Raw genomic sequence first — 17,482 nt, forward strand, 5'->3', positions numbered from 1 at the left:
TTTTTCTTATAGAGTTACAATTTTGATCAATTGTAACTCTTTTTAATTGAAGCTTGTTAAATTCAAATAGTTATTTAGCTTTTAGGCAGTTTAGCGTACAGCCTAAAAAAGTATACATTTCTATAATTACATTGTTATTAATACACTATTATAGTATTTTGATCTGAACCCTAAAATTAGGACAAATTAATTTCAGGGTTCAGATCATTTTTTATTGGGGTAGTGCATTTTATTTTATGTGTGTTGGGTTTGTGTATTAAAAAAAGAATTTTGGAATTTATTTATCAGAATTATAATTTCTTCATCTGTCTCTTTAATTGAGGAATTTAAGAGTGTTTTTCCTACAATGATATGTGCAGATGTGATTGAAGTAATTGGTGGAATAGCGTAGCCAGAATTGTTTATTATTTCCATATTTTCAACCCCAATTTTAGCTATTTTACTTATTAAGGATTTAATTAGTCCGATAACAGAATTAATGATTGCTTTAGTTTCTTTTCTAGGCATCGTGTTTAACTGATTTATTTCTTTACTTAAACTTTTGTATAAGTTCTTGTATCTTAAGAATTTAAAGTTTTTGTCCAGTGAATTGGATTGGTTTTCGTCAAAGATATTTCTTAATAGAAGAGATTCAATTTTTTTGATTGCTAATATTAAGAAATTATATATTGACTCATTGTCTATGTAACTTTTGTTTAGTAACTCTATTGGTACTTTTGTGTTAAAAGCATAGAATTTTGGAAAAATTGCTTCCCCACTATTGATTGTGTTAAATAATTCAGGTGTTAGTAATCCAGCTCTACCTATAGAAGTGTCATAATTGATTTTTAGCCACGTCACAACTGAAGTTAATTGAATGTTACTTAATATCCTGTCTGTTTCAAACATTATAAAATTTCTTGCTATTTCATAAGTACATATTGGATCAATTAGCGTAGCTATCTGTTCATAACCGCGTCTAATTAAATCTTCTTTTAAAGTCTCTTGGTTAAGAGATTTAAACTCTGGAAATTTACGTTTTTTTGGTGTATCGCGAATTTTTGTCAAAACATCGCAGATATATGAAAAGACTTTATCCATAAATGGAATAATTTCTGCTCCATTAGCGAAAATTGTTTCAATATAATCTTTGTTTAATAAATTTGCGATAGCTTGTCGCTGAACACCATTTATAGGACGTTTAGGATTTTTGGAGGTTAAATTAGTCCAATCTGAAAAAGTTGAAGGAATCAATATCTTTGCTTTTCCCAATTTTTGAAATCTATCTACTTTGTATTGAATCTTATCATTTTCGTTTTCAATTAGACTGTTGATTTTTTTAATAACTTGAATATCACTAATATGTTTTTCTTTTTTATAACTATTGATTAATTCGGCTAATGTACTTGGAATTCTTGGTAGTTTAGGCATTTTTTACTCCGTTTTTTTCTGAATTTTTTCGGGAACCTTTTTCTTGATTAAAAGGCATATACTCAATTGTGAAGATTAAATCTGATTGCAATCAAAGACATCTTCAGTATTTGATATGGGTGTAAATAAAATTTTACACCTAATTATGTAAGCGCATGTAAAAAAGCGATTAGATTGGAGATAAGTATGACAATCAAAATAAATTTAACAGCAAAACAAGTATTAACTGGTATCACCGCAATTATTACAGGTATAAGCGAACGTAAAGCCAGTGAAAAGTATGATAATGCCAAAGATGTTGCTGAATATCCTTATCTAGTAAGAATGGCAATCACGGTTGATAAAAATAATGTTAATAATGGCCAAATGCTAAACTTTAAGCTTAAAAAAGTTGGTGATTTGAAAGCTGGTAAAATGATCGATTTTGATAAGAGTTCTATTAAGAATGATCAAGTCAATCTGTGGGCTAATCAACGGGGCTATGTTCAGGTTTCCATTAAAGGAGATGAGATCATTGCAGGGTAAGCATACAACTATCTGTAATTACATTGAAAATGTGCTTGATAGTGTCTTATCTGATGAAGCAAGTACAATTAAGCAATCTTATCTGGTCTTAGAAGTAATTAAGGAGCCGTATGGTTTCTTGTTTATTCCGCGCTACCCAACAAATTTGGTATTAAATACTGATACTTATTATCGTATTTACGATATTATTTCGGCAGCTGTTTTCCCTGAATATACCTGTGTTAGACCTACTTCCATGCAATTAGTAGAAGTGGACGGTGAACAATTAGCAACAGCTAGGGGTTTTTATTTTCCAGGTTACAAGGGTAAGAAACAACGTTTCGTCGGCACAATTACTAAAATTGTGGCTGACTATGATTTAAATAAGGAAATACCGTTGATGCGGGGATTAACTGTTGGCAGGAATGCCACCACTTGGATTATTAGCGGTAATACAGGTAGCGGTAAAAGCTATGCCTTACGTTATTTAGAAGAAATAATTAGTCGTTTAACTAATCAAAATGGTGATGAACCAGCACAAGTTATTATGATTGATCCCAAAAAGTCTGATGGTGCGAGATATGCTAAAAAACACTCTGAAATTAAATTATTAATTCCAGAAGATAGCGATCGACCAGAAGATTTTCTAACTAGGGTGAATGCGGAATTGGCTGCTGTGGTTAATGAAATGCAGTTAAGGCAAAGTAAGCTTTATGAAGTTTCAAATAAGATTAGCACTGACGCTAACGAAATCAATGTGCCACCAATTTTTGTTGTTTTGGAAGAAATGGCCAGCTTAACTTTGGGTTTAGCGTCAACTTCAAGACAAGTTAAAGATTTATACCGCGAATTAGAATTAATTGCCTTACTTGGCAGAGAAAGCTTAATTAATTTAATTATTACTAGTCAAATTGCTAGAAATGATATTGTGCCTATTCCAATTCGCTCACAGATGAACGTTAGAATTTTGCTAGGACGAATAGATAAGGCAACCGTTCAGTATTTGTTCCCGTCAATGATTGATGGCTTGTCTATCCCTATTGGCGGCTTAGGAACGGGAATAATTGAGATTAATGATGGTAAACATTACGGGATTGAACCACTTGCCATGCCGACAATAACCAAAGGAGAAGAATCATGAAGGGAATAGACTTAATTAATAAGTTATTTGATAAATTAATTGCTTTGCTTGGCAAGATCAGCGTAATTTTGCTGATTATTCTAGTAATTCTGTTAATCGTACATTATTTTCTGAAATTTTATGGTAAATCAATTTCTAAAACCATTGCTTTAGAACAAACATTGAAGCTCATGGAACCAGAAAAACCAGATAAAATAATTTCTGCTGTTAACAAAGTGGTTTGTTGGGCTAGTGTTAAATACCTTGATAATAAGGGGCGTGTGCAGATAATAGTTCCAACTAAACGCTGGTTTCAATTATCATCACAATTAGAAGTTAAAAAGCGAATTAGGGAAATGCTTAGTTCAGAAGATTTTAGATTATTTTTAATGGATAATTTAGACAATTATCGTTTTGTAAGTAGACCAGACTATTATCATGATCAGTTTGTTTTAACCGGTACAAGAATTTAATAGAAGCAAGGTGCCAGCTTTGTCCTCAAGACAAAAAGAATGGCACCTTGCATAATTTATAAATATTCTACTGTGTAAGTGTGCTAAGCACTGATGTGACAACATTTGCTGGGCTTGTTATGGCAAATGTTAAAAGTGTGCAAACTGTGCAGAAGGGAATTATATGGCAGAGATTAGAGCTAGACAGTTTATGTATATGCAAGATTTTGCCCATTTAAAGATAGATTTTACTGAACTAACCAATATTTTAACTAAGGCTAATATTCAAGAGTGGGCTTATATCATTCATGACCAAGATTTGGATCAAGGTAATAGGCTAATTAGGAAACATCTACATGTGGTCTTAAAATATGCTAATCCGCAAATACTTTCTCATGTTGTAAGGCTTTTTAATGATAAACCGCAATATTTAGAAGTTTGGCAAGGAAGAATCAGTAATGCTTATAGCTATCTAATTCATGCAACATTGGAAGCTAAAGATAAGTATCAATACGATCCTAATAGTGTGGTGGCTTCATTTGATTTTCCCGCAAGGATTACTGAAATACAAAGCAGTGTTAACCAAAGCAGGTTAAATTCTAAAGTAGTGGCTAATTTCTTAACGCAATATGCTAATGAAGAAATTGATTATCAAGAATTAGCGGATATTATTGGTTTAGCTGAAGTTGCTAAAAGAAAAAGCGTGATTGACAATATTACTAAATTAATTGCGGATAAAAAGCATGAGGAATGGTTACATGAATATCATGATCGCAAAGCAGAAACAATTTGGTTATGGGGCGAAGCTGGAGTTGGTAAAACACGTTATGCAAATAAGCTAGTTCGTGGTGAAAAAGTTGCTATCTTAGGCAGCAGTCGGGATTACTTTCAAGATTATCATGGTGAACATTATGTAATTCTGAATGATTTGCGTCCCAATGATTTTAGATATGCCGACTTATTAAGGCTACTAGATCCTTATGAGCATGATAAAGTAGCACCAAGACGCTACCATGATGTGAAATTAAATGTTGAAATGTTGATTATTACTACTCCTTATAGTCCGTTTGAATTTTATCAACATGTGAAAATTGCTGATGAAAAAACAGATACCTTTGAACAGCTTAAAAGGCGGGTTCATGCAATTCATATTACACCAAAATTTATTGCGGAAGTTTTTCAAGATAATGAATCTGAATTTGAAGAGTTATTTGGTGGTAGATAAAACAATGAAAGAAGATGTAAAAATGTTTGGCAATGAGTTATTAAATGCCCGACAAATAGCAAAAAAGTTAGAAATTTCTAATACTTATTTTTTCAAATTAACTAAATTAGGTATGCCGTTTCACCGCATAACGCCAGGGGGTAGGAAATTTTATAACTATGATGAAGTAGTAAATTGGATCAGAAAGCGGTGATTATTGTGGTAAAATTTAAAGTAATCAAGGGTATGTTCTTCCTAAAAGTAAAAGGAGAATAAACATGCCAATTAGTAAAATTAATAAAGGAAAGAAAGCTGGTAAGTATCGAGTAAGAATACAACCAAGAGATGAGCATACTGGGAAAGTTATTCCTGTTCCTAGTCAAGTTGCCGACAATTATCGGGCAGCTAAGGCTTTATATGAAAAAATGTGGGTAGATTTCCGTTCTAATCCGCACGGCAATTACCAAGAACTGAGTCAACCGCTAGTGCAATCATATAAAAGTTTTATCGAAAGCGAGCATAAGTTAGGTAGATGGCAATCGGCAACTACTTATAAAGCATGGACTTATACAATTAGGCTATTAAAAGACTATTTTGGTGATAAAAAAGTAAAAGATATTACTGAAACTGATATTCGACAGTTTGCCCGTAATTATGTGCAAAAACATCATGCCAGTGTAGCACCACATACAACAATTGACCGCCAATTACAAAATATTAGATGTTACTTTAGTTCACTGGACAAGATAGTAAAAAATCCTGTTCCTATAAAAGCCTTGTATAAATTCTTTCGTAATGATGAAATGACTGTACCAGATGAAAAATATGTTTTTTCTGATAAAGAAATTATTGCCATTATCACTGATATTAAGGAGCGGTTGAAGTCAATAAAACCTAATTATTGGTGTAGTCGCTTGGCAATCTGGATTGCTTTAGAGACAGGAATGCGACCGCAAGAAATTCAAGCTTTGAAATGGGCTAATTTGACTAAAGATCATGGTAAAGTAGTGTTTGAAATTAACGATTCTTGGAATAGCAAGGCAAAGAAGCTAAATGGTCATTTGAAAACTAGACCTAAAGGGGCTAAAAGATTAACTTTGCCAATATCTGAAAACTTATATCAAATATTAATGATTTTTAAAGAAAAGCAAACAGATGTATTGCAAGAATATGGTTTAGATAATGAACAGGATTATATTTTATTAGCATTAACTACTTATAATTTATGTTCGTTAGGGATGCCAATAGATCAACGTGGCTTAAATGACATGATGCGTAAAATCTGTAAAAAGATAGGCGTTAATAATCGTGGCTTGCGTGTTAGTATGTATACTTGTCGTCATACTATAGCAACTAAATTAGCTAATATTCCAAGTATGAGTTACCCTTGGGCAGCTTATCGGTTAGGACATTCACTAAAAACGTTTATGAAAGTTTATGTTCATGTTGACCAAGATAAGAACGAAGATATGTTAAATGTCGTTAGCTCACAGTTAGTCACACAAAATTAGATACAATAGTTGTAAATGCTAGATTAGCAAGGCTTAAAAGGTTAATGCTACACTGGCAATCAGCATTTTTAAATTTCAGATAGTTCAAAACCTTTCAAAGAAGTCCTAATGGGTGAGCGCTTGAAAGGTTTTTTATATTGCACCTGTATTAAATAGATTTGGATAATCAGGTAAAACTTCAGAATAAAAACAAAATATTTTTACAAATGTAGAAATTGTTGATTATCACTAATTGAGAGGTTAATAAAATGAGTAAAATTCCAACTCCCACAATTGGAGAAATATTAAAAGAAGAATTTATGAAGCCACCACAAAATTCAGCATATAGGCTAGCAAAATTAATTGGTGTGCCAACTTCAAAAATTCAAAATATATTACATGATAGAGTTGGAATAACAGTCGATACTTCTATTAGATTAGGAAGAGTATTTGGCGTGAGTAACAAGTATTTTTTTAATTTACAGGAAGATATAGCTTTTCGTAATGCTAAGATAAAAAAGGGTAAAGAATACAATCAAATTAAAAAGTATCAATCTGTTTAGCTAAAGAAAACCATTTTTCATAATTTTTCGTAAACAGATTTATCAGTGTATTAATTGGCTTAAAAGTAAAAGATCATTCATGACCTAATTGAGGTTAAATGAATGATTTTTTTATTTAAAAATAGCGAATTTCACTAGGAAGGCAGTTAAATTTATTCTTAAACTTCTGGTAAAAGAAAGTTTTGTTTGAAATTCCTACCTTTTGAATAATATCAGAAATTGACAAATTAGTTGAATTAAGTAGGTTGTAAGCATCTAGTAGCCGTTGTTCAGTTAGTGCATCTGAAAAAGATTTACCCACAGTTTTCTTAAATAAATTGCCTAAGTAAGAGCGACTATAACTGGTCTTTTTTGCAATATAAGATAGAGAAATGTTGGCACTGTTAGCAGATATTTCTTTTAAAATATACAGAATAATATCGGGAGTGTTTTCTTTTAAAATCTTGTCAGAATGGATGTTAGTATTTCTTGATAACAATATCAATAACGAATTGAGGTAACTGTCAATTAGCTTATCAGAAAAATCCTTGTCAAAGTAATATTCTTCAATTATTAAATTGGCTATATTGCGAATTGATGATTCAGTATGCTTTTTTCTATAAACCATAAAATCATGAGAGTTGTCATTGGCCAAAATAAAGCTGGACAGAACATTCTTGGTTTTGCCAATGGTTCTTAAATTTTCTAAAGAGAACTTGATGTTATTTCTGAAAATAATATTTATCAAAATGTCATCTTTACCCAGAGTAGCAATTGAATGGGTAGTGCCGACACCTAATAATAAAATATCGCCTTGGTTTAAATAAATGGTATGACCATTCACTTTTTCCTTGGCACTTCCAGATACCATATAATTCATTTCCAAGAATGTATGGGTATGTTTAGGATAGGGCGCAAAGCGGTTGTGCTTACTGACATATATATTTTTACCTTTAAAAAATTCCTCCGTAAAAATAGGGACAAATTTTTTGTCTGAAGCATGTAGCAAGGTTTTATCGTTAAAGTCATTAATAAAAAGTTGTTCATTATATTGCTTTTTTTCCACCGGATTTAGTTCTTTTAGTTTGCTTAGTAATTCATTGTTCATCCATTTACTACCTCAAATATAACTACCTATCATATTGTTATTTGATATTATCTTCAGAATAGATAAGTTTATAAATAAATGTAATTAATACTTATGTTATGGTGCTATAAAACTAATGAATAAATATTTCAAATCAAAATAGACCTACCAATATGATACAATACGCAACCTTATATGTCATTGTAAGCGGTGACATTTTAACGTATAAATATAACTGTAAGGTTTGAAAGTGAGGTGATTATAATTGACAAAGACCTATGTAGCGGTAGACATTGGTGCTTCAAGTGGCCGTCTGATGCTAAGTCAATTAAAAAATGGCAAAATGGTCTTAACAGAAATGCATCGTTTTAAAAATGGTTTTACCTTAAAAAACGGACATGACCGCTGGGATATTGACCATATTATCAAAGAGATTTTATTAGGTCTGCAAAAAATAAAAAGAGCTGGCTTTAGTAAAGTTTCTTTAGGAATTGATACTTGGGCAGTTGACTATGTTCTAGTAGGAAAAGATGGAAATAAGCTTGATGATCCGATTAGCTATCGTGATAAGAGAACCACGAATGCGATTAAGGAATTAACAGCTAAAGTATCTAAGGGACAGATTTATCAAAAGACAGGAATCCAATTTCTGGATTTCAATACTCTATACCAGTTGTTTGAGGAAAACAAAGAACTTCTGGCTCAAACGGATAAGATCATGATGATTCCTGATTATATTGGATATGTTCTCACCGGGAAAGCAGTTTTAGAGACGACAAATGCTTCAACTACACAAATGTTGAGTCTCAGAGAAGGCTTGTTTGATCAGAATCTGCTACAAGAAGTTAATGTGAGACAGGATCAATTTCCTAAATTAGTTGATGCTGGTACCCCGCTTGGTAAACTGAAGCGAGAAGAATTTCAAAGTTATGATTTGCCTGATACTGATGTGATTACAGTCGCAACCCATGATACAGCTTCAGCTGTAGTCGGCACTCCTGGAATAGGACATCATTGGGCATATATTTCTTCAGGCACATGGTCGCTTCTGGGAACAGAACTCAATGTTCCAGAAAATGGTCCAGATGCATATAAAGAAAATTACACTAATGAATGGGGCGCTTATGGCACCTATAGATTTTTAAAAAATATCATGGGGCTGTGGATGGTTCAATGTGTAAAACGTGATTTTAATGACAAGTATTCCTTCAGTGAATTAGCGCAATTAGCAAGCAAAACTAAACCGTTTAGTCAATTTATCAATATTAACGATGAACGTTTTGTCAATCCCGAAAATATGATCCAAGAAATTCAAGCTTATTGTCAAGAAACAGGCCAAAGAGTTCCAAAAACACCTGGTGAAATAGCGATGGCGATTTACTCCAATTTAGCTTTATTTTATGCTTATGAAATACAAAAGTTAAATCATATTATAGGATACCAAATTGATACTTTGAATATTGTTGGTGGTGGATCAAACGTTGCCTTGCTAAATCAGTTGACGAGCACAATTGCTGGCATCGATGTTTATGCTGGACCAAGCGAAGCTACAGCAATCGGTAATTTAGCAGTTCAAATGATTACCAGAAACGATGTTGCAAATGTTTCGGCGGCGCGACAAATTATTAAAGATTCATTTGCAATTAAGCATTTTAAACCTGAACAGGGTGAATACTTAGGCATTCTTGATGACTACATTAACTTTTTGCACACAGCTAACCGAGGTGGAGCAATATAAACATTAGCCTCAGCTAAAATAATAAATGAAATCTGTGACAGAAATATATAGTGAAAATCATATGCAATTGTCCACGATATTTGAACGAAAATTTGTGCAGTAAGCAAACCTTACAGTAGACCTATGCATGCAAGCTCAAGGGATAGTCTAGTTATTTATGTTTAGAAGTTTTTTAATAAAAGGAGAATAATGATGGTTAGTGAAAAAGCAGTTGAAACAGCATATCAAGTTGCTAAAGAACGTTACGCAGAAGTCGGTGTTGATACAGAAAAGGTTTTAAAGAAGTTACAAAATATTCGTGTGTCTCTTCCTTGCTGGCAAGGAGATGATATCCACGGCTTCTTAACGCCAGATGCTGCTTTGTCTGGAGGAATTGGCGTGTCGGGTAATTACCCTGGCATTGCAAGAACACCTGAAGAATTAACTAATGACTTGGATGAAGCCTTTAAGCTAATTCCAGCCAAGCAAAGATTGCAACTGCACCAAATTTACGCTGTGACTGATGGTAAAAAGAAGGATGTGTCTGAAGTTGGACCAGAAGACTTTAAGTTCTGGGTTGACTGGGCAAAGAAAAATGATATTTACCTTGATTTCAATCCGACATTTTTCTCAAGTCCTAAAGTAAAAGAAAATATGACTTTAGCAAGTCCTGAAAAAAGCGTTCGCGATTACTGGATTCAAGTTGGTAAAAATGCACGTGCTATTTCTAATTACTTTGGCGAAGAGCAAAAAGCACAATCAATTGACAACTTCTGGATTATGGATGGTATGAAGGATGAACCTATCAGTAGATTGGATCCGCGTGAGCGTTTGATTGATTCATTAGATCAAATTAACGAAGAGAAATATGATGAAAAGAACACCATGGAATCATATGAAGGCAAATTGTTTGGTACCGGTGTTGAAAGTTATACGGTTGGCTCTCACCTCTTTTACAACAACTATGCTTTAACAAGAGGTAAAGATTGGTGTATGGATATTGGTCACTTCCATGAAGCTGAAGATCCTTCTGACTACTTGTCATCATTCTTAGCATTTGGCAAAGGCATGTTCTTACACTTATCTCGTCCAGTTCATTGGGACAGTGATCACGTACCTGCAATGAATGACATGTTAATTAAAATGATGCGGGCTTTGGTCAGGGATAACTTATTGTCCAAGACAGTTATTGGCTTAGACTTCTTTGATGCTTCAATTAATCGCGTTTCTGCCTGGGTAATCGGTACTCGCTCAGCACAAAAAGCCTTGCTTTTGGCATTGCTGGCTCCAATTGACCAATTAAAAGATGCAGAAAATCACTATGATTATACTCTACGCTTAGCAGAAACTGAAGAATTAAAGTCATTCCCATTTGGTGCTGTATGGGATGAATTCTGCTTAAGAAATAATGTTCCCGTAGGGATGGATTGGTATCAAGAACTTAAGGATTATGAAAAGAACGTTCAATTTAAGAGAAATTAATAAGAAAGTTTCTGGAGATTAAATAATGGCTAAGTTTATCAATTCAACATTTGTTAAAGATATGTGTAATATCACTCGTCAAAGCTATGACAATGGTTGGGATGAGCGCAATGGCGGTAATATGAGTATCCGTATTATTCCTGAAGAACTAAAGGAATATGAAGACGTTAAAGAAGTAAAAAGAGTTTTTGATCTTGGCTTTGACGCTAGTTGTTTGAAGGGGCAGTATTTTCTAGTCACAGGCACAGGACGCTATTTTAGGAATGTTTTCCAAAATACCGAAAAAGATTTGGGTTTAGTTCGTATTAGTGCTGATGGCCAAAAAGGTGAAATTGTTTGGGGTTACACTGATGGCGCTTTGCCCACAAGTGAATTTCCAACTCACTTAATGAATCACTATGCTCGTTTAAAGCTCGATCCCAGGCAAAGAGTAGTTATGCACTGCCACCTAACCAACTTGATTGCAATGTCATTCACTCAGCCACTTAATGAAAAGTATTTCAGTAAAACTATTTGGAAGATGCAAGCTGAATCAATGCCAGTTTTGCCAGAGGGGATAGGAATTATTCCTTACGAAACACCTGGTACTACAGTTATTGGTGAGCACACAGCAGCTAAAGTTGCGGATGGCTTTAGAGTTGTTATGTGGCCACACCATGGCATATTTGCAGTGGGTGACACACCGGATGAATGCTTCGGTTTAATTGAAACTGTTGAAAAAGCGGCTACTATCTTTACAGCGATTCAAGCGCAGGGTGGTAACAGGTTAGACGAAATAACTGATAAGCAATTGGTGGAAATTGCCAAGTATTTCCATGTTACGCCCAGGGAAGGGTTTTTAGATTAAAAGCAAAATGAGTTGAGTATAAAAGAAAGTCGGAGTTAGTTAGCTTCGACTTTCTTTGTGTAAGGGAGATAACAATTATGAGTATGCCAATATTAGTTATTTTTTTAATTTTGATGGGTATCATTTCTGGCATTATTTCTGCCATTGCCAGCATGGCATCTTTAGTATCTTATCCAGCCTTATTAATAGCGGGTTGCTCACCAATCGCAGCAAACATCACAAATACAGCCGCTTTAATTTTTACGGGCCCTGGTGTACTTTTAGCTTCTGCCAAAAAAATGAAAGGCCATTGGCAAGAGTTCAGCTTCTACTGTCTTTTCTTGTTATCTGGCGCGGTGGCAGGAGGACTGCTTTTAATCTCTTTTCCTGGAAAAGTCTTTGAAAAAATAGTCCCGTTTCTGGTGCTTTTATCTGCGGTTGGTTTAATAATGACAAGTGGCAAAAAAAGTAGTGAGAATCAACCAAGAAAAAGAACTAAAGGAAAAATTTTGGGGGCTTATATTGGTTTATTTCTAGGAGGGGTTTACTCTGGTTATTTTGGAGCTGCTGCTGGTGTAATTCATTTGATTTGCATTAATTATCTATCTGATGATGAGTTTTATACTATTAACGCTATGAAAGATCTTGTAGGTGCTTTAGCAAATTTAGTAGCCTTAATTGTTTTTATTTTTGGTGCTCATGTCAACTGGATGATGGCCATATTGCTAGCAATTGGCTTATTTATCGGTGGCTATATAGGTCAATATAGTATCAAGTTCTTGTCTTTAAAGATTGTATCTTGGATTACCTTTGCTTTTTCAATTGTTTTAGCAGGTTGGTTATTTTATACTGCTTATTTTGCCTAATATGAAATTTTTCCACTTAAGGACTTATAAAAACAGTGAGTTAAGTACGAATTTGGATACTTAATTCACTGTTTTAATTTAAAAAAGTTCATAGTTTATTTAACTGTTTTGCGAAATTGGTCGGGAGTAACATTATTCTGCTTTTCAAATGTTTTAAAAAAATAGCTAACACTTTTATAACCCACCAGCCTTGAAATTTCTTCAACTGAATAATTAGTTTCTGATAAATATTTTTTAGCTTGTTTCATCTTTTCTTGCATAATAATTTTTTTAATAGTTAGTGCAGTATGCTTTTTAATGTATCGTGATAAGTAAGCCGTACTGTAGCCAAAATTTTGGGCTAATTGTTGCACAGTAACAGTTTGAACGTTATCTTTAATGGCCGATATTACTTTTAAACTTAGGCTATCGATTCCAGTGTAAGAATAATAATTTTCATGGCTCAATTGGTCAAAAAAGATGAGCAATAACCCCAGCATTGCGTAATTATAATGATAATTATTGGTAACATATTCAGATAAAATTCCGTTAATTATAGGTAAATATCTAGATAAGCTGGTAGGGGAAAAATAGAGGTAACTGTTATTACCTTTATCACAAAGAAAATTACATAAATAATTGTCTTGCTGTAAAAATTCAGCAAAAACACCACCTGCAAAAATTTCCGGTTTAATACAAATATTGATTACTTGTGCCTTAGGATCTTTGACCTTTAATGAGTGTGCACTATGTAAATTCATTAATAACAACGAATCAGGAAGTAGGTAGATATCTTTATTATTAATATTGCTAATAGCAATGCCGTTAGTAATAAAAACAAATTCATAAAAATCATGTTTATGAAAGGGTACAGGAATATCTAAATCGTGGCTTACCACAAAGATTTTTTCAGAATTTGGTATATTGCTTGAACGAACCAAATTTGGAATTTTAAAAAAATCATTTCTTGAAAGCTTAGGCAATTTATTAGAATCAATCAATTTCATTTTTGTTAATCCTCAATGTCATAAAAACACACAAACTTATCATAGCACAGTATTGTAAGCACTTACAATAAGCTGTTAATATGACCATGGATTAAAGAGATAGGCCTATTAATGAAAGTTATTATGTAAGAGGTATTCGTTATGAATAAAACAAAAATGAAAATAAGTATTCTAAGTATGAGCTTGCTAACAATGAGCTTCTTAGTAATCACTAACGCATTTGGGGCGATGACAAAGTCTTTTCCAGATGTTCCTGTCGCTAAAATTCAAATGATAGGAACAGTTCCTTCTTTAGGAACACTAATTGCCACAGTGGTAGTTGGAACTTTGGCCGTTAAATATTCAAAAAAATTGTTATCGTTAATTGGTTTGGGAATAGCTACGTTGGGCGGTTTATTACCGCTATTAGTTCATAGCAGCATTGATGTTTTAATCGGATGTGCTTTTATTCTGGGATTTGGCTTAGGCTTTGTTAACACCTTAATTCCTATGCTCATTTCAATCTTTTTTGAAGGAGAAGAAAGAAATGCAATGATGGGTAAGAATACAGCGATGAATAGTTTAGGCTCTATTTTAATGATGCTTGGCGGTGGACTTTTAGGAGCTAAGAATTGGGTTAATTCTTATTGGGTATTTCTTTTAGGTATATTTGTTTTTCTCCTAGTGCTGTTTGCCTTACCGAATGATAAAGTAGACCGTAGTGAAAAGAATGCTAGCGGCAATATTTTTGGGATTTTAAAACATTTAAATGGATATGTCTGGCTGATAGGATTTGTTACTCTTCTAATGGGGATACTTTACACAATCTATCCGACTAACCTGTCAATTATTATTGGACAAAAAGAACTAGGTAGTACTAGTATTACGGGTATTATCAATGCTGTCGGCACAGCGGGCGGTTTTATTGCCGGCTTTAGCTTAAAGTATCTGAACAAAATATTTAAAGACAAAATAATTGCTGGTGGTTACATTACTTTGGGAGTTACCTTCTTACTGGGAAGAATTGCCAATAACCTTATTTTAATTGGTATTGGCGGTGTTCTTTCAGGTTTTGCCATGTCTATGATTATGTCCACAATTCCGTTTTATATGTCTGTCCTTTCACATAAATATGAATTAGCAGTATCAATGATGCTTTTCCAATTTATGAATTCCATAGGAGGTTTTATTAGTCCGGTATTATTAAATTTACTTCACATTAAAGTTGGTGAAAGTTCCTTTACTTTTGGGTGTGTAAGTTGCTTTGTAATTGGTATTTTTTGCATTTTGACAAATCTTGGTAAAAAAGTTTTGTCTAATTCTGTCAAAGAGGGATAGTAGAAATGATTAAAAATAGTGAAGATAAATGGTTAGGAAAATGGATAAGTTCAGATTTTGCTGAGGTTAGTAAAGAACCAGAGTTTTCTTTAGCTGACATGTTTGGTGGCAAAAAGGCACCAGTTCCCAAGCCTGTTGATGAAAGACTACATGCGCCAATAGTTTTTAAGAAAATTTTTAATATAGCAAAAACTATTAATTCTGCCAAACTAGAGATTACTGCACAAGGCTTGTATCAAGCATATTTAAATGGTCAGAAGATTGGTGATGCCATCTTTACGCCAGATTATACACAATACCAAGAATATTTACTATATCAAACTTATGACATAAAAGATCTATTAGTCAGTGGGCAAAATGTGTTGACAGTAGTTGTAGCAGATGGTTGGTATGCCGGCAGAATCGCTGTTTCAGGAGAAAGTTGTCAGTTTGGTGATCGGTTAGCATTACTAGCTGACTTAACTGTTGAATATGAAGATCACAGCTATTTAAAAATTGGTACGGATAAGTCTTTTACTGCTGGTACCGGCAAGTGGCGTTATGCAGATGTCGTTATCGGTGAAAAACAAGATCTGCGCATTAAAAATGAGTTAGCTACTAATACTCCTTTTTCGCAAGAGGCAGAAGTAATTGATGCAGATTATGAGCGTTTAGCCCCACAATTTGGCCCGCTGGTAAAACGAATGCAAACTTTAACAGCAAAAAAGATTTGGCAAGAAGAAAACAAGTTAGTAGTTGATTTCGGTCAAGTTATAACGGGACGAATTCGGCTAACAGCTACTTTTAAAAAGGATGTTGATATTAAGATTGAACATACTGAAGCTTTGGACCAAGATGGTCATTTCTTCAAAAATATCATTGGTCGTAATAAGGATCAGGAAGATCATGTGATTGGTGCTGGGAAGTTGGCAACTTTCGAGCCTGACTTTACGTATCATGGCTTCAGATATATTAGGATCACTGGCCTTGAGCAAGCAGATATTCAAGATTTGACTGCGATAGTTATTTTTAGTGATATGAAAAGAACTGGTGAGATAAGTACTTCTAACCGGCAAATAAATCGTTTACTACAAAACATTAAATGGAGTCAACAGGGAAACATGTTGTCTATTCCAACTGATTGCCCGCAGCGTGAACGTGCTGGTTGGACCGGGGATATGCAAGTCTTTGCACCAGCTGCTACTTTTTACTACAACGCAGAAAATTTGATTCGTCGCTGGCTAAAAAATGTGCGGATTGATCAGCAAAAAAACGGGGAAATTATTGACTACTCACCGGCTCCTGCCAGCTTTTATCAAAGCACGTTAGATTTTAAAGGCAGCTTAAGTTCAGCTGGTTGGGGCGATGCAATTATAATGGTGCCGTGGACTTTATATCAAAGATATGGTCATAAAGAGGTTTTGACCGAAAATTATGCTGCCATGAAGAAGTGGCACAATTATAGCGTCAAAAGTGCTGCTGGTCATAAGAGTGGCATTGATCGCTACATTTGGGATACTACATTTCATTATGGTGACTGGATGCTTCCAAGCATGATGATTGGAGATCCTAATCCAATGAAATCTGCTGAGGCAACTAAAGATGTAGTTGCTACTGCTTTTCTAGCTCATTCTTCTGACCTTCTAGCTAAAATAAGTAATGTTTTAGGTGAAAATGGTGACGAATATATTGCCTATTCTAATAAAGTTAAGCAAGCCTTTACTGAAAAATTTGTCAAAGACGGGAAATTAACCAGCGACTATCAGGGATGTTATGTTCTGGCCTTAGCATTTGATATGATTAGTGATACTAATACGAGAAAGAAATTACTAAGTAGATTAGTGGCATTAATTCATAATAATCATGACTGCCTGGATACAGGGTTTTTATCCGTTCCTTATTTGCTGGATGTATTAGTTGATAATGGAGAAACTGATTTGGCCAGAAAGGTCTTTCTCCAGAATAAATGTCCGTCTTGGTTATATGAAGTTGACCATGGTTCAACAACTATTTGGGAATCATGGGCAGGAATTCAACCAGATGGTAAAACAGGAACATTTTCGTTCAATCACTATGCGATGGGGTGTGTTCTTGACTGGTTTATTAGAAAAGTTGTTGGTCTAAAAGAGGTTAAACCTGGATTTAAGGAAGTAGAAATTAAACCTCAGATAAAAGGCATTGTTGATGATTTCCAAATGAAGTACTTAAGTGAAAATGGCTTGATTACAATAAAATTACTGAATGGAAAATATGAATTTACTATTCCTGAGGCTTGTCAAGCTATAGTATATCTTCCAGATCCTGCTGGCTTTTTAGAGAAATACCCCGAAGCAAAAACTCAAAATACCGGAATTAGTGTAAAACCGGGTACTTATCAATGGGAATATTAATATAAAAATAAAGGATTGGTCCAAAATGGTGGGCTGATCCTTTATTTTTATGCGATTTTTCAAAAAGGTTAAAATGTTTGCCAACGTGTGTACTATAATTTTGTAACTTG

16 protein-coding genes are annotated in these 17,482 nt (G+C 33.9%); 13 read left to right on the forward strand and 3 right to left on the reverse strand.

Annotated elements, in window-relative coordinates; all coding sequences use genetic code 11:
• Positions 1-234 precede the first annotated feature (234 nt).
• The gene (locus tag F5ESL0260_RS02000) at positions 235-1,410 is read right to left on the reverse strand and encodes a hypothetical protein (protein WP_046324372.1); all 1,176 of its coding nucleotides are present in this window, start codon (positions 1,408-1,410) and stop codon (positions 235-237) included.
• Between the two features lie 186 nt (positions 1,411-1,596).
• Between F5ESL0260_RS02000 and F5ESL0260_RS02005 the strand changes: the two genes are divergently transcribed.
• The 7 genes from F5ESL0260_RS02005 to F5ESL0260_RS02035 all read left to right on the forward strand — a co-directional run bounded on the left by F5ESL0260_RS02005 (position 1,597) and on the right by F5ESL0260_RS02035 (position 6,743).
• Positions 1,597-1,935, forward strand: a complete 339-nt coding sequence (locus F5ESL0260_RS02005) for a hypothetical protein (RefSeq protein ID WP_046324373.1) — start codon at positions 1,597-1,599, stop codon at positions 1,933-1,935.
• Complete coding sequence (locus F5ESL0260_RS02010; protein ID WP_052724623.1) at positions 1,916-3,055, forward strand: chromosome partitioning protein ParA; 1,140 nt, start codon at positions 1,916-1,918, stop codon at positions 3,053-3,055. Before F5ESL0260_RS02005 ends, F5ESL0260_RS02010 begins: the two co-directional genes overlap by 20 nt.
• Positions 3,052-3,507 (forward strand): hypothetical protein, encoded by a 456-nt coding sequence (locus tag F5ESL0260_RS02015; protein ID WP_046324375.1) that lies wholly within the window; start codon positions 3,052-3,054, stop codon positions 3,505-3,507. Before F5ESL0260_RS02010 ends, F5ESL0260_RS02015 begins: the two co-directional genes overlap by 4 nt.
• Before the next feature lie 163 nt (positions 3,508-3,670).
• Positions 3,671-4,711, forward strand: coding sequence for a Rep family protein (locus F5ESL0260_RS02020; protein ID WP_046324376.1), 1,041 nt, complete (start codon positions 3,671-3,673; stop codon positions 4,709-4,711).
• A complete protein-coding gene (locus tag F5ESL0260_RS02025; RefSeq protein WP_046324377.1) occupies positions 4,701-4,904 on the forward strand; it encodes a hypothetical protein in 204 nt (67 codons plus the stop codon). Before F5ESL0260_RS02020 ends, F5ESL0260_RS02025 begins: the two co-directional genes overlap by 11 nt.
• 64 nt (positions 4,905-4,968) lie before the next feature.
• A complete protein-coding gene (locus F5ESL0260_RS02030; protein WP_046324378.1) occupies positions 4,969-6,201 on the forward strand; it encodes a site-specific integrase in 1,233 nt (410 codons plus the stop codon).
• A gap of 248 nt (positions 6,202-6,449) precedes the next feature.
• Positions 6,450-6,743 (forward strand): HigA family addiction module antitoxin, encoded by a 294-nt coding sequence (locus F5ESL0260_RS02035; RefSeq protein WP_122025691.1) that lies wholly within the window; start codon positions 6,450-6,452, stop codon positions 6,741-6,743.
• Positions 6,744-6,858: 115 nt separating this feature from the next.
• Here the strand turns inward: F5ESL0260_RS02035 and F5ESL0260_RS02040 are convergent, their stop codons facing one another.
• Entirely contained in the window at positions 6,859-7,830 is a 972-nt protein-coding gene (locus tag F5ESL0260_RS02040) for a helix-turn-helix domain-containing protein (protein ID WP_122025692.1), read from the reverse strand.
• Positions 7,831-8,074: 244 nt separating this feature from the next.
• On the opposite strand from F5ESL0260_RS02040, the gene rhaB reads away from it, so the two are divergent.
• From rhaB to F5ESL0260_RS02060, 4 genes are all read left to right on the forward strand, one after another.
• Complete coding sequence (gene rhaB, locus F5ESL0260_RS02045) at positions 8,075-9,547, forward strand: rhamnulokinase (protein WP_122025693.1); 1,473 nt, start codon at positions 8,075-8,077, stop codon at positions 9,545-9,547.
• Between the two features lie 192 nt (positions 9,548-9,739).
• On the forward strand, positions 9,740-11,008 hold the full coding sequence (locus F5ESL0260_RS02050) for an L-rhamnose isomerase (protein WP_110445639.1): 1,269 nt from the start codon (positions 9,740-9,742) through the stop codon (positions 11,006-11,008).
• A gap of 25 nt (positions 11,009-11,033) precedes the next feature.
• Complete coding sequence (gene rhaD, locus F5ESL0260_RS02055) at positions 11,034-11,855, forward strand: rhamnulose-1-phosphate aldolase (protein WP_122025694.1); 822 nt, start codon at positions 11,034-11,036, stop codon at positions 11,853-11,855.
• 77 nt (positions 11,856-11,932) lie between these two features.
• Positions 11,933-12,700 (forward strand): sulfite exporter TauE/SafE family protein, encoded by a 768-nt coding sequence (locus F5ESL0260_RS02060; protein WP_233557698.1) that lies wholly within the window; start codon positions 11,933-11,935, stop codon positions 12,698-12,700.
• 95 nt (positions 12,701-12,795) lie between these two features.
• Here F5ESL0260_RS02060 and F5ESL0260_RS02065 read toward each other — a convergent pair whose 3' ends face one another.
• Positions 12,796-13,686 (reverse strand): AraC family transcriptional regulator, encoded by an 891-nt coding sequence (locus F5ESL0260_RS02065; RefSeq protein WP_122025695.1) that lies wholly within the window; start codon positions 13,684-13,686, stop codon positions 12,796-12,798.
• A 141-nt stretch (positions 13,687-13,827) separates the two neighbouring features.
• Between F5ESL0260_RS02065 and F5ESL0260_RS02070 the strand changes: the two genes are divergently transcribed.
• Entirely contained in the window at positions 13,828-15,003 is a 1,176-nt protein-coding gene (locus F5ESL0260_RS02070) for an MFS transporter (RefSeq protein ID WP_122025696.1), read from the forward strand.
• Positions 15,004-15,008: 5 nt separating this feature from the next.
• Positions 15,009-17,372, forward strand: a complete 2,364-nt coding sequence (locus F5ESL0260_RS02075) for an alpha-L-rhamnosidase (protein WP_233557699.1) — start codon at positions 15,009-15,011, stop codon at positions 17,370-17,372.
• Positions 17,373-17,482 lie beyond the last annotated feature (110 nt).

Source organism: Lactobacillus sp. ESL0260, assembly GCF_003692935.1.
In the GTDB taxonomy this organism is placed as follows: domain Bacteria; phylum Bacillota; class Bacilli; order Lactobacillales; family Lactobacillaceae; genus Lactobacillus; species Lactobacillus melliventris.